The organism is Pseudomonas sp. PDM03 (genome assembly GCF_014852385.1).
Classification (GTDB): domain Bacteria; phylum Pseudomonadota; class Gammaproteobacteria; order Pseudomonadales; family Pseudomonadaceae; genus Aquipseudomonas; species Aquipseudomonas migulae.
In genome coordinates this window covers 13,898-26,971 of sequence record NZ_JACVBM010000003.1, presented here as the reverse complement: position 1 = coordinate 26,971, position 13,074 = coordinate 13,898, and the positions used below count along the sequence as shown (strand labels likewise).

11 protein-coding genes are annotated in these 13,074 nt (G+C 60.5%); 9 read left to right on the top strand and 2 right to left on the bottom strand.

What is annotated here, in order from left to right; genetic code table 11:
* Nucleotide 1: 1 nt before the first annotated feature.
* Nucleotides 2–892, bottom strand: a complete 891-nt coding sequence (locus IB254_RS06965; RefSeq protein ID WP_008028303.1) for a LysR family transcriptional regulator — start codon at nucleotides 890–892, stop codon at nucleotides 2–4.
* A gap of 146 nt (nucleotides 893–1,038) precedes the next feature.
* On the opposite strand from IB254_RS06965, the gene leuC reads away from it, so the two are divergent.
* The 7 genes from leuC to IB254_RS06930 all read left to right on the top strand — a co-directional run bounded on the left by leuC (nucleotide 1,039) and on the right by IB254_RS06930 (nucleotide 10,502).
* Nucleotides 1,039–2,457 (top strand): 3-isopropylmalate dehydratase large subunit, encoded by a 1,419-nt coding sequence (gene leuC, locus IB254_RS06960; protein ID WP_008028300.1) that lies wholly within the window; start codon nucleotides 1,039–1,041, stop codon nucleotides 2,455–2,457.
* Between the two features lie 10 nt (nucleotides 2,458–2,467).
* A complete protein-coding gene (gene leuD / locus IB254_RS06955) occupies nucleotides 2,468–3,112 on the top strand; it encodes a 3-isopropylmalate dehydratase small subunit (protein WP_008028298.1) in 645 nt (214 codons plus the stop codon).
* A 134-nt stretch (nucleotides 3,113–3,246) separates the two neighbouring features.
* Nucleotides 3,247–4,014: a class I SAM-dependent methyltransferase gene (locus tag IB254_RS06950; RefSeq protein WP_192226352.1), complete on the top strand. Its 768-nt coding sequence runs from the start codon at nucleotides 3,247–3,249 to the stop codon at nucleotides 4,012–4,014.
* Between the two features lie 79 nt (nucleotides 4,015–4,093).
* Nucleotides 4,094–5,176, top strand: coding sequence for a 3-isopropylmalate dehydrogenase (gene leuB / locus IB254_RS06945; RefSeq protein ID WP_192226354.1), 1,083 nt, complete (start codon nucleotides 4,094–4,096; stop codon nucleotides 5,174–5,176).
* Nucleotides 5,177–5,244: 68 nt separating this feature from the next.
* Nucleotides 5,245–6,357 (top strand): aspartate-semialdehyde dehydrogenase, encoded by a 1,113-nt coding sequence (gene asd, locus IB254_RS06940; RefSeq protein ID WP_008037636.1) that lies wholly within the window; start codon nucleotides 5,245–5,247, stop codon nucleotides 6,355–6,357.
* A 262-nt stretch (nucleotides 6,358–6,619) separates the two neighbouring features.
* Nucleotides 6,620–7,630 (top strand): aspartate-semialdehyde dehydrogenase, encoded by a 1,011-nt coding sequence (locus IB254_RS06935; RefSeq protein WP_192416857.1) that lies wholly within the window; start codon nucleotides 6,620–6,622, stop codon nucleotides 7,628–7,630.
* Between the two features lie 208 nt (nucleotides 7,631–7,838).
* On the top strand, nucleotides 7,839–10,502 hold the full coding sequence (locus tag IB254_RS06930; RefSeq protein WP_192416856.1) for a FimV family protein: 2,664 nt from the start codon (nucleotides 7,839–7,841) through the stop codon (nucleotides 10,500–10,502).
* 188 nt (nucleotides 10,503–10,690) lie between these two features.
* On the opposite strand, the gene IB254_RS06925 is transcribed toward IB254_RS06930, so the two are convergent.
* Entirely contained in the window at nucleotides 10,691–11,350 is a 660-nt protein-coding gene (locus IB254_RS06925) for a M24 family metallopeptidase (RefSeq protein ID WP_192416855.1), read from the bottom strand.
* A 191-nt stretch (nucleotides 11,351–11,541) separates the two neighbouring features.
* Here IB254_RS06925 and truA point away from each other — a divergent pair, with 191 nt between their 5' ends.
* Nucleotides 11,542–12,366: a tRNA pseudouridine(38-40) synthase TruA gene (gene truA, locus IB254_RS06920; protein WP_192417003.1), complete on the top strand. Its 825-nt coding sequence runs from the start codon at nucleotides 11,542–11,544 to the stop codon at nucleotides 12,364–12,366.
* Between the two features lie 63 nt (nucleotides 12,367–12,429).
* Nucleotides 12,430–13,053: a phosphoribosylanthranilate isomerase gene (locus tag IB254_RS06915; RefSeq protein ID WP_192226362.1), complete on the top strand. Its 624-nt coding sequence runs from the start codon at nucleotides 12,430–12,432 to the stop codon at nucleotides 13,051–13,053.
* Nucleotides 13,054–13,074 lie beyond the last annotated feature (21 nt).

Here is a 13,074-nt window from a genome sequence, read left to right as displayed (position 1 = left end):
ATTAGCCTTGAGTCCCTGGCAGATCGAGTTGTGCATCCAGCAAGGCCATAAAAGCCCGTGCTGCGTTCGACAGCGTCCGTTCGGTGTGCAAGATATAGCCTAGCTGGCGAGTCAGTTGTATGCCGGGCAAAGGTATTCGCGCAACCTGATCGTCAAGCATTGTGCGCGGCAACACGCTCCAGGCCAGGCCGATCGACACCATCATCTTGATGGTTTCCAGGTAATTCGTGCTCATGGCGATGTTCGGCGTCAAGCCTTGGGCTTCGAACAGGCGCCGCACGATATGGTGAGTAAAGGTGTTACCACCGGGAAACACCGCCGGATGCAGGGCGATGTCCGCCAGGCTGACCGCGCCATTGCTGATCAGTGAATGCTCCGGCGCGGCCACGAAATCCAGCGGGTCATCCCACACCGGCGTGGCCTTGACCAGGGCATGAGGCTCGGGCGCGAGGGTGATGACGGCCAGTTCGGCGCGGCCATGGAGGATTTCTTCGTAGGCCACTTCCGAATCGAGGAACTGAATATCCAGCGCCACTTGTGGGTAGCGTCGGGTGAATTCCCTTAACAAGGGCGGCAAACGGTGCAGGCCGATGTGGTGACTGGTGGCCAGCGTCAGGCGGCCGGTCACTTCGCCAGTCAGGTTGGTCAGGGCGCGGCGGGTGTCGTCCAGCACGTTCAGAATCTGATAAGCCCGTGGCAGCAGGGCGCGTCCGGCTTCGGTCAGGCCGACTTCGCGGCCTAGTCGATCAAACAGTCGCACCTTCAATTGCTGCTCCAGCCCGGCGATCCGTTTGCTGATCGCCGGTTGCGTCAGGTGCAGCCGTTCGCCGGCACCGGAGAAGCTTCCTGTCTCGGCAATGGCAATAAAGGCATTGAGGTTGGCCAGATCCATCGTCGTATTCCAGTTGGTTATCCAAAGCATAAAAAATATGAATTTGAGTTATTTAATGTAACCCCCTAGGATCGACCTCACAAGCCAAAGGGTTATTGAATTGTTCAAAGCCCAGGGCATAGAAACACGCTGATGAGGACCGTCTGATGGCCGGCAAAACGCTTTACGACAAGCTTTGGGATTCCCATGAAGTGAAACGGCGCGACGATGGGTCGTCGCTGATCTATATCGACCGCCACATCATCCATGAAGTGACTTCGCCCCAAGCTTTCGAAGGCCTGCGCCTGGCCGGGCGCAAGCCTTGGCGCGTCGACTCGATCATCGCCACGCCGGATCACAACGTACCGACCACTCCGGATCGCAAGGGCGGCATCGAAGCGATTACCGACCAGGTCTCGCGTTTGCAGGTTCAGACCCTCGACGACTACTGCGATGAATATGGCATTACCGAATTCAAAATGAATGACGTGCGTCAGGGCATCGTTCACGTGATCGGTCCGGAGCAGGGTGCCACCTTGCCGGGCATGACCGTGGTCTGCGGCGACTCGCACACCTCGACTCACGGCGCGTTTGGCGCCCTGGCCCATGGCATCGGTACTTCCGAGGTCGAGCACGTGTTCGCCACGCAGTGCCTGGTCGCCAAGAAAATGAAGAATATGCTGGTGTCGGTCGAAGGCAAACTGCCGTTCGGCGTGACCGCCAAGGACATCGTGCTCGCAGTTATCGGCAAGATCGGCACCGCTGGCGGTAATGGCCACGCCATCGAGTTCGCCGGCAGCGCCATTCGCGACTTGTCTATCGAAGGCCGCATGACCATCTGCAACATGTCCATCGAGGCCGGCGCTCGCGTAGGTCTGGTGGCGGCGGATGAAAAAACCGTGGCGTACGTGAAAGGCCGTCCGTTTGCCCCGAAAGGCGCGGAATGGGACCTCGCTGTCGAAGCCTGGAAAGACCTGGTTTCCGACGCTGATGCGGTGTTCGACACCGTCGTCGAGCTCGACGCCACTCAGATCAAACCTCAAGTCAGCTGGGGCACTTCGCCCGAGATGGTGTTGGCGGTCGATCAGAACGTGCCGGACCCGGCGAAAGAAATGGACCTGGTCAAGCGCGGTTCCATCGAGCGCGCCTTGAAGTACATGGGTTTGACCGCCAATCAGGCGATCACCGACATTCAGCTGGACCGCGTATTCATTGGCTCCTGCACCAACTCGCGGATCGAAGACCTGCGCGCTGCGGCGGTGATCGCCAAGGGCCGCAAAGTGGCTTCGACCATCAAGCAAGCCATCGTGGTGCCGGGCTCGGGTCTGGTGAAGGCGCAAGCCGAGGCCGAAGGCCTGGACAAGATTTTCCTCGAAGCCGGTTTCGAGTGGCGTGAACCGGGTTGCTCGATGTGCCTGGCGATGAACCCGGACCGTTTGGAGTCGGGCGAGCATTGCGCATCGACCTCCAACCGCAACTTCGAAGGGCGTCAGGGCGCCGGTGGCCGTACGCACCTGGTCAGCCCAGCCATGGCCGCGGCGGCTGCCGTCAACGGTCGTTTCATCGACGTTCGCGAACTGATCTGAGGAACCGCACATGAGAGCTTTTACCCAACACACCGGTTTGGTCGCGCCATTGGATCGTGCCAACGTCGACACCGACCAGATCATTCCGAAGCAGTTCTTGAAGTCGATCAAGCGCACCGGTTTTGGCCCGAACCTGTTTGACGAATGGCGCTACCTGGACGTGGGTTATGCCTACCAGGACAACTCCAAGCGTCCGCTGAACAAGGATTTCGTCCTCAACGCCGAGCGCTACCAGGGCGCCAGCGTATTGTTGGCCCGCGAGAACTTCGGTTGCGGCTCCAGCCGCGAGCACGCGCCATGGGCGCTGGAAGAGTACGGTTTCCGCAGCATCATTGCGCCGAGCTATGCCGACATCTTCTACAACAACAGCTTCAAGAACGGCTTGCTGCCGATCATCTTGAGCGACGCTGAAGTGGATGAACTGTTCCAGCAGGTCGAGGCGAATCCTGGCTACGAGTTGAAGATCGACCTGCAAGCCCAGACCGTGACCCGGCCGGACGGCAAGGTCTACAGCTTCGAGCTTGACGAGTTCCGCAAGCATTGCCTGGTCAACGGCCTCGATGACATCGGCCTGACTTTGCAGGATCACGAGGCGATTGCATCGTTTGAAGCCAAGCACCGTGCGAGCCAGCCTTGGTTGTTTCGCGACGCTTGATTAGCGTATGGCGAATGCCGCCATCGCGAGCAGGCTCACTCCTACATTTGAAATGCGAACCCCTGTAGGAGTGAGCCTGCTCGCGATGAGGCTCGAAAAAACACCCCAAGACTCACCCGAAAAAGGAAGTCCACATGACCAGCACCGCCCAGCACAGCCAGGTAGTCCAAAAGCAATTCGGCGAACAGGCCTCGGCCTACCTGAGCAGCGCCGTCCACGCTCAAGGCACTGAGTTTGCGCTGCTACAGGCTGAGCTGGCCGGGCAGGGCGATGCCCGCGTGCTGGACCTCGGTTGCGGCGCCGGTCACGTGAGTTTTCACGTGGCGTCGCTGGTCAAGGAGGTAGTGGCTTACGACCTGTCGCAGCAAATGCTCGACGTGGTCGCCGGTGCTGCCGCTGATCGTGGGCTGGGCAACGTGTCCACGGTCCTGGGTGCCGCCGAGCGGTTGCCATTCGCCGATGGCGAATTCGACTTCGTCTTCAGCCGTTATTCGGCGCACCATTGGAGCGATCTCGGCCTGGCCCTGCGTGAAGTCCGGCGGGTGTTGAAGCCGGGCGGCGTGGCGGCGTTCATCGACGTGTTGTCACCGGGCAGCCCGTTGTTCGACACTTACCTGCAAAGTGTCGAAGTGCTGCGCGACACCAGCCATGTGCGCGATTATTCCGCCGGCGAGTGGCTGCGTCAGGTCAGCGAGGCGGGGTTGCACACTCGCAGCACCACGCGTCAACGCCTGCGTCTGGAGTACACCAGCTGGGTCGAGCGTATGCGCACGCCACAAGTAATGCGCGCAGCGATCCTCGAATTGCAGCAGTCGATGGGCAACGAAGTACGCGAATATTTTGAGATTGAGGCCGATGGTTCGTTCAGTACCGATGTACTGGTGCTGATGGCAGAACGATAAGCTCGGAAACATAAGCACCGAGCGATAGAATTTTTCCGGGCGTGCCCAAGGGCACACCGACTGATGACATGAGGAAAGCATGAGCAAGCAGATTCTGATTCTCCCAGGTGACGGTATTGGCCCGGAAATCATGGCCGAAGCGGTCAAGGTGCTGGAACTGGCGAACGACAAGTACAGCCTGGGCTTCGAACTGAGCCACGACGTGATCGGCGGCGCAGCCATCGACAAGCACGGTGTGCCTCTTGCCGACGAAACCCTGGAGCGTGCTCGCGCCGCCGATGCTGTTTTGCTGGGCGCCGTGGGCGGCCCGAAATGGGACACCATCGAGCGTGACATCCGTCCTGAGCGTGGTCTGCTGAAGATTCGTGCGCAACTGGGCCTGTTCGGCAACCTGCGTCCGGCGATCCTGTACCCACAACTGGCCGAAGCTTCCAGCCTGAAAGCCGAAATCGTTTCCGGCCTGGACATCCTGATCGTTCGCGAGCTGACCGGCGGCATCTACTTCGGCGCGCCGCGTGGCACCCGCACCCTGGAAAATGGCGAGCGTCAGTCCTACGACACGCTGCCGTACAGCGAAAGCGAAATCCGCCGCATCGCCCGTGTCGGTTTCGACATGGCCATGGTGCGCGGCAAGAAGCTGTGCTCGGTGGACAAGGCCAACGTGTTGGCTTCCAGCCAACTGTGGCGTGAAATCGTCGAAGAAGTGGCCAAGGATTACCCGGAAGTCGAACTGAGCCACATGTACGTCGACAACGCCGCCATGCAACTGGTGCGCGCACCGAAGCAGTTCGACGTGATCGTCACCGACAACATGTTCGGCGATATCCTGTCCGACCAGGCGTCGATGCTCACCGGTTCCATCGGCATGCTGCCGTCGGCATCGCTGGATACCCACAACAAGGGCATGTACGAGCCTTGCCACGGTTCGGCGCCGGACATCGCGGGCAAAGGCATTGCCAACCCGTTGGCGACCATTTTGTCGGTGTCGATGATGTTGCGTTACAGCTTCAACCAGTCGGATGCAGCGGATGCCATCGAGAAAGCCGTGAGCCTGGTGCTGGATCAGGGCCTGCGGACGGGCGACATCTGGTCGACCGGTTGCACTAAAGTCGGTACGCAGGAAATGGGTGACGCAGTAGTCGCCGCGCTGCGGAATCTGTAATCTCTCGGGCCCGCTGCCACTTTCCACTTCGAAAGCAGCGGCCCACTTTTCAAGAAGGTGTAGTTGCGATGAAACGTGTAGGTCTGATCGGTTGGCGCGGTATGGTCGGTTCCGTGCTCATGCAGCGGATGCTGGAAGAGCAGGATTTCGATCTTATCGAGCCGGTGTTTTTCACCACTTCCAATGTCGGTGGCCAAGGCCCGTCCGTGGGCAAGGACATTGCTCCGCTCAAGGACGCTTACAGCATTGAAGAGCTGAAAACCCTCGACGTGATTCTGACCTGCCAGGGTGGCGACTACACCAGCGAAGTTTTCCCGAAGCTGCGCGAAGCCGGCTGGCAGGGTTACTGGATCGACGCCGCTTCCAGCCTGCGCATGCAGGATGACGCGGTCATCGTGCTGGACCCGGTCAACCGCAAGGTCATCGACCAGCAGCTCGACGCGGGCACCAAGAACTACATCGGCGGCAACTGCACCGTCAGCCTGATGCTGATGGGCCTGGGCGGTCTGTTCGAAGCCGGTCTGGTCGAGTGGATGAGCGCCATGACTTATCAGGCAGCCTCCGGTGGCGGCGCGCAGCACATGCGTGAACTGATCAAGCAAATGGGCGTGACCCACGGCGCTGTCGCCGATCAACTGGCCGACCCGGCCAGCGCCATCCTCGACATCGACCGCCGTGTGGCCGAAGCCATGCGCAGCGACGCGTACCCGACCGAAAACTTCGGCGTACCGCTGGCCGGCAGCCTGATCCCGTGGATCGACAAGGAACTGCCGAACGGTCAGAGCCGCGAAGAGTGGAAGGCCCAGGCCGAGACCAACAAGATTCTCGGTCGCTTCAAGAGCCCGATCCCGGTCGATGGCATCTGCGTGCGCGTCGGCGCCATGCGCTGCCACAGCCAGGCACTGACCATCAAGCTGAACAAAGACGTGCCGATCGCCGACATCGAAGGGCTGATCAGCCAGCACAACCCTTGGGTCAAGCTGGTGCCGAACAACCGCGACATCAGCATGCAGGAGCTGAGCCCGACCAAGGTTACCGGCACCCTGAATGTTCCGGTTGGCCGTCTGCGCAAGCTGAACATGGGTTCGCAGTTTGTCGGCGCGTTCACCGTCGGCGACCAGCTGCTGTGGGGCGCGGCCGAGCCGCTGCGTCGCATGCTGCGGATTCTGCTTGAGCGTTGATCGATTGAAGCAATGAAAGAACCCGTGCCTTGAAAGGGGCGCGGGTTTTTTTATTTCCGACAGCCTGATGTTGACGGGTTGCCAGGCAGTCCGCCATCGCCAGCAAGCCGGCTCCTACAATTTTGAGATTAAGCGCGCTCCCTGTAGGAGCCGGCTTGCTGGCGATGGCGATCCCGCCGGCGCCGCAGATCCCCGGCAGAATTGCCTGCACACCCTCCACCCGGTAAAGTGCCGCTCCCCCCGTTTCGCCAGAGGTACACCCATGAGCCAGTCCTTTGATATTGCCGTGATCGGCGCCACCGGTACTGTCGGCGAAACGCTCGTGCAGATTCTCGAAGAGCGCGACTTTCCGGTCGGTAACCTGCACCTGCTGGCCAGCAGCGAGTCCGCCGGTCATTCGGTGCCGTTTCGCGGCAAGAATGTGCGGGTGAGGGAAGTCGATGAGTTCGACTTCAGCAAAGTACAGCTGGTGTTCTTCGCCGCAGGTCCGGCGGTGACCTTGAGTTTCGCCTCGCGCGCCACAGCGGCCGGTTGCTCGCTGATCGATCTGTCCGGCGCCTTGCCCGCCGATCAGGCGCCGCAGGTGGTACCGGAAGCCAATGCTCAGGTTCTGGCCGGTTTGAAAAAGCCATTCCAAGTCAGCAGCCCGAGCCCGTCGGCCACCACCTTGGCCGTGGTGCTCGCACCTTTGCTCGGTCTGCTCGATCTGCAGCGCGTCAATGTGACCGCCAGCCTGGCCGTTTCTGCCCAGGGCCGCGAAGCCGTCACGGAACTGGCCCGGCAAACCGCCGAACTGCTCAATGTGCGTCCGCTGGAGCCGACCTTTTTCGATCGGCAGATGGCCTTCAACCTGCTGGCGCAAGTCGGCAAGCCGGATGAAAACGGCCATACGCTGCTGGAAAAGCGTCTGGTGCGTGAGCTGCGTCAGGTCATGGCCTTGCCTTCATTAAAGATTTCCGTCACTTGCATTCAAGCCCCGGTGTTTTTTGGCGATAGCTTTAACGTGACCCTGCAGTCTGCAAGCGCTGTGGACCTGGTAAAAGTCAACGCGGCGCTGGAAGACGCTCCGGGTATCGAGCTGGTGGAAGCCGGCGATTACCCGACGCCGGTCGGCGATGCGGTAGGGCAGGATGTGGTCTACGTCGGTCGGGTTCGCGCTGGAATCGACGACCCGTCGGAACTTAATGTGTGGCTGACGTCAGATAACGTACGCAAAGGCGCGGCGCTCAATGCTGTGCAGGTGGCTGAATTGTTGATAAAAGACCTGCTGTAAAAGATACTTGGCAACAATTTGCAGAATGATTCTGGTCGGGCGTCATGCTCGACCGGATTGCTGAAGGCAAGCCACCCTGCGAGGCTTTCCGGGGCATGAAAGAAATGATCGCGCGCGACGACCCTTCGCCGCCGCGCGCAATGCCTTACGGCAGCGACTATCAACACCTTCTCGCTGGCCGAGGAATGTTCAAACAAAGGATGAGGCTATGGTTCAAGTTCGCAAACTGGTGTTAGCAATAGCGGCCGCCTCGGCGCTGTCCTCCGGTATGGCGCATGCGCTCGGGCTCGGGGAATTGACCCTGAAGTCGTCGCTGAACCAGCCGCTGGTGGCGGAAATCGAATTGCTCGACGTCAAGGAACTCACGGCTGCCGAATTGGTGCCGAGCCTGGCGTCGCCCGAAGATTTCGCCAAGGCGGGTGTCGACCGTCAGGCATTCCTCAATGACCTGAGCTTCACCCCGGTGCTCAACGCCAGTGGCAAAAGCGTCTTGCGCGTGACCTCCAGCAAGCCGCTGTCCGAACCGATGGTGAAATTCCTGGTTCAGGTGATGTGGCCCAACGGTCGCCTGCTGCGCGATTACAGCGTGCTGCTCGATCCGTCCAAATTCTCGCCGCAAACCGCTGAAGCGGCTGCGCAGCCGGCACCGACCCAGACTGTCGCTGCACCGGTGACCGGCGCTACCAAGCCGACCCAATACACCACCACGCCGCGCGATACCCTCTGGGAAATCGCTGCGAAGGCGCGTAATGGCGGCTCGGTTCAGCAAACCATGCTGGCCATCCAGGCGCTGAACCCGGATGCCTTCATCAACGGCAACATCAACCTGCTGAAAACCGGTCAGGTGCTGCGCCTGCCGGACCAGACGCAAGTCGCCAGCGTGCCGCAACCCAAAGCCATCGCCGAAGTCGCTGCGCAGAACACTGCGTGGCGTCAGGGGCGTCGCTATGTGGCGAAGCCTGGAGCAGGGCAGCAGCAACTCGACGCGACCAAGCGCCCTCGCGCTGAAGGCGCTCCTGTGCAGCCCGCCAAGGACAAACTGAGCCTGGTGTCTGCCGAGTCCGGCAAGGCCGGTGGCAAAGGTGCTGCAGGTGATGCGAAGGCCTTGAGCAACAAACTGGCCCTGACCCAGGAAAGCCTCGACACGACCCGTCGTGACAATGCTGAACTGAAAAGCCGCATGACCGATCTGCAAAGTCAGCTGGACAAGCTGCAACGCCTGATCGAGCTGAAGAACAATCAACTGGCCAAGATGCAGGCCGAAGGTGCTGCGGGTGCGCCGGCTGCTGCTGTCGCGGCGACCCCGGCGATCTCGGCCGAATTGACGCCGGGCTCTGCGCCCATAACGCCAGCCCCGGTGGCGGCCGCTCCTGAGGCAGCGCCAGCTCCGGCTGAAGCGCCTGTCGAGCCAGCGCCAGCCGCGTCTGACGATCAGAAATTCAACGATCTGCTGACCAATCCGGTGCTGTTGGGTCTGGTTGGCGGCGGGGCAGTGGTTCTGCTGCTGTTGCTGCTGTTGCTGGCCCGTCGCCGCAAAGCCCAGCAGGAAGCCGAGAAACACCTGCGGATGGCCCGTGCCTTGTCCGAGGAGCAGGATTTCTCCGCTGATCTGGATTTGCCTGAAAGCAGCTTCGAAGGTCTGGAAGTGCCGCCGCCAAGCGTGAAGCTCGCGACCGCGCCAGCTCCTGCACCCACACCAACCCCGGCTCCCGCTCCGGCTCCGGCTCCGGCTCCGGTCATTGAGCCGGTGGTGGTCATGCCGCCGATCGCCGCGCCACTGGTCGCGCCTGCTGCTGATCGTGATGACGACGTGCTGGCCAAGGCACAGTCGCACATGGCTGCCGGTCGCCTGAATCAGGCGGCTGCGTTGCTGGAAGAGGGCATCAAGCAAGAGCCTCAGCGCAGTGACCTGCGTCTGAAGCTGATGGAAGTCTACGGTCAGCAGGGCGACCGCGATGCGTTCGTGGCGCAGGAGCGTCAGCTCGTGGCCAACGGCGAAAACTTCGCCCGTGTCGAAGAGCTGAAAAGCCGCTTCCCGGCCATGGCGGTCGTCGTGGCGGGTGGTCTGGCTGCTGCGGCCGTCGCCGCCGAACTGGACGCCGAATACGTCAAGGACCTGTTGATGGACGAGTCCGAAGAGCCGGCGCCGGCACTGGCCGATGACGACTTCGACAGCGCGTTTGATTTGAGTCTGGATGATCTGGAAAACGTCGTTCCTGTGGTGGCTGCGCCTGAGCCGACGCCAGAGCCAGAACCAGAACCAGAACCAGAACCAGAGGCTTTGGCCGAACTGGATGAATTCCCGCTGGATGACGACCTGAGCTTCGAGTCGGTGTTGCAGCAACAGACTGAAATCAAGGAAAACCTCGACGACCTGTCGGACTTCGATCTGGACATGGACCTCGGTGCCGATCAGTCGCCAGGGATCCTCGATGAAGACGATTTCCTGTTGAGCCTGGATGACGACGTCAAGGACTTGCCTGCCGTGGAAGTACCAGCCGCCGCTCCTGAGGTCGCGCTGGATGATCTGGAGCTGCCGGCGGATTTCGATCTGTCGTTGGCCGATGAAATGGACGCTCCGGATGCATTCGCCGCTGAGCTGGATGACGTCAACGCCGAGCTGGATCGTCTGTCGCAGAGCATTAGCGAGCCGACCTTCACTGCCGAAGACGCATTGGCTTCCGCCGCTGACGAACCGGAATTCGATTTCCTCTCCGGCACCGACGAAGTCGCCACCAAACTCGATCTGGCCCAGGCCTACATCGACATGGGCGACGCCGACGGCGCGCGGGACATCCTCAATGAGGTGGTCAGCGAAGGTGATGCGGGTCAGAAGAGCGAAGCCAAGGAAATGCTTTCGCGTCTGGCTTGAATGACCGGTAAGGCATAAACAAAACGGCAGCCCATTGAGGCTGCCGTTTTTGTTTCAGCAATGTATTGATAGTCGCAGTGGCATAGCCATCGCGAGCAGGCTCACTCCCACAAGGAAATCAGCGAACCCTGTGGGAGCGAGCCTGCTCGCGATGGGGTCATATCAAACAGCGCAAATGGCTAAAACTGTCAGGCCAGCAAATCCTCATAAAACGCACCAAACGGCCGGGTAGGGTGGGCGATCTGGATTTCCAGAATCCATAACCCCACATTCGGGCATTCCTCGAAATTCCCCAGATCTCCGGCACGATAAATCGCATGGGGGAAATCACTGACCCGGTGCCCCTTGATTTCCAGGTTCAGCTTCCAGCCCATCGCCGTCGCCTGTTCGTCGGCGTAGCGATACAACTCGGGGCCGGCCACCTGCTGTGTACGCCAGTAATCGTGAACCTGATCGAACAAGGTCTTCGCGGCCGCCGCGCATGCCTTCATCTCGGAATCGTCGCCAACGACGAACGTTGCGCCGGAGTCGCCTTCATGGCGATCCCAGACCACGCCGAGGTCGATAAAGAAAATGTCGTTCTCGGCCAGTACCGGATCGCCTTCGGAGCGTTGCTTGAAGGTTTTCAGGGTGTTTTCGCCAAAGCGGATCTTTGACGGGTGCCAGATGCGGTCCATTCCCAGCTCGTTCAATACCTCAAGGCTCATGGCCAGCGCCTCGGATTCACGCATGCCGGGTTTGATGCGTCGGGCCATTTCGTCGATCGCTTCCCACGTCTTGCGTTTGGCGTGCAGCATGCCTTCCAGGCTGTACGCCAGGCCGACGGCTTCTTTGAGAGGTGCATTCATCATCAGGTCTCGGTGGTGTACTGTTTTTTTTCGTTGTGTAGTTATCTATATAGCGAAGTCTGTATGGACACTGCAACGGCACAAACGACACACGCCTCTGGCGTCCCGGTCCGGCGGCCTTATAATGCCCGCCTTTGCGTAGATCAGCAGGCTGTCACTCCTTGGCAAATATAGATAACCCGGCCGCCGAAATGGCGGCCGACGGCTTTTTCCGCATCGCGTTGGGCGTTGAATACAAAGGCTCTCGCTATCGCGGCTGGCAGCGTCAGGCCTCCGGCGTGCTCACGGTGCAGGAAACCCTGGAAAACGCTTTGTCCAAAGTTGCCGACTCACCCGTGTCGCTGCTGTGCGCCGGGCGCACGGACGCCGGCGTGCATGCCTGCGGGCAGGTGGTGCATTTCGATACGACGGTCGAGCGGTCGATGAAAGCCTGGGTCATGGGCGCCAACATCAACTTGCCCCACGACGTCAGCGTCAGTTGGGCCAAGGTCATGCCGGCGCATTTCCATGCACGGTTCAAGGCCATCGCCCGGCGCTATCGCTACGTGATCTACAACGATCAGATCCGCCCGGCGCACCTGAACGAAGAAATTACCTGGAATCACCGTCCGCTCGACGTCGAGCGCATGGCCGAGGCTGCGCAATACCTGGTCGGCACCCACGATTTCAGCGCTTTTCGCGCCGGCCAGTGCCAGGCCAAATCGCCGGTCAAGGAGCTGCATCACCTGCGCGTCACGCGTCACGGCAAGATGATCGTGCTGGATATCCGCGCCAGCGCCTTCCTGCACCACATGGTGCGTAACATTGCCGGGGTATTGATGACCATCGGCGCCGGTGAGCGTCCGGTGGAGTGGATGAAGGAAGTGCTGGAGAGCCGCATTCGCCGTTCCGGCGGGGTAACGGCGCATCCATTCGGCCTGTATCTGGTGCAGGTCGAGTACCGCGACGAGTTCGAATTGCCTGAACGTTACATTGGCCCACACTTCCTGACCGGTTTCACCGAACTTGACGGCTGACGCCCTCGAACGCATTTGTTACCATCCGGGACTTTCTCGGATTTGCCCTGAGGTTTTATCGACATGTCAGCCGTTCGCAGCAAGATTTGCGGGATTACCCGCATAGAAGATGCGTTGGCGGCGGTCGAGGCCGGGGCTGATGCCATCGGGTTTGTGTTTTACGCCAAGAGCCCGCGGGCTGTGACGTTCCAGCAAGCGCGCGACATCATCAAGGCGCTGCCGCCGTTCGTGACGACTGTGGGTTTGTTCGTCAACGCCAGCCGTTGCGAGTTGGGAGAGTTGCTCGACGCCGTGCCGCTGGACCTGTTGCAGTTCCATGGCGACGAAACCGCTGCGGATTGTGAAGGCTGGCATCGGCCGTACATCAAGGCGCTGCGGGTCAAGGCCGGCGACGATATCGCGGCGGCATGCAATGCGTTTCCAAGTGCCAGCGGTATCCTGCTCGACGCCTACGTTGAAGGCGTCCCTGGCGGAACCGGCGAAGCGTTCGACTGGTCTCTGATACCGCAAGGCTTGAGCAAGCCGATCATCCTGGCGGGCGGTTTGACGCCGGACAACGTCGCCGAAGCGATTGCCCGGGTTCGGCCTTACGCCGTGGACGTCAGTGGTGGAGTAGAGGCGAGCAAGGGTATCAAGGATCACGCAAAGATTCAGGCATTCATTAACGCGGTACGTAGCAGCAAGTAGTTGATGTGACGGCTGGCAGAC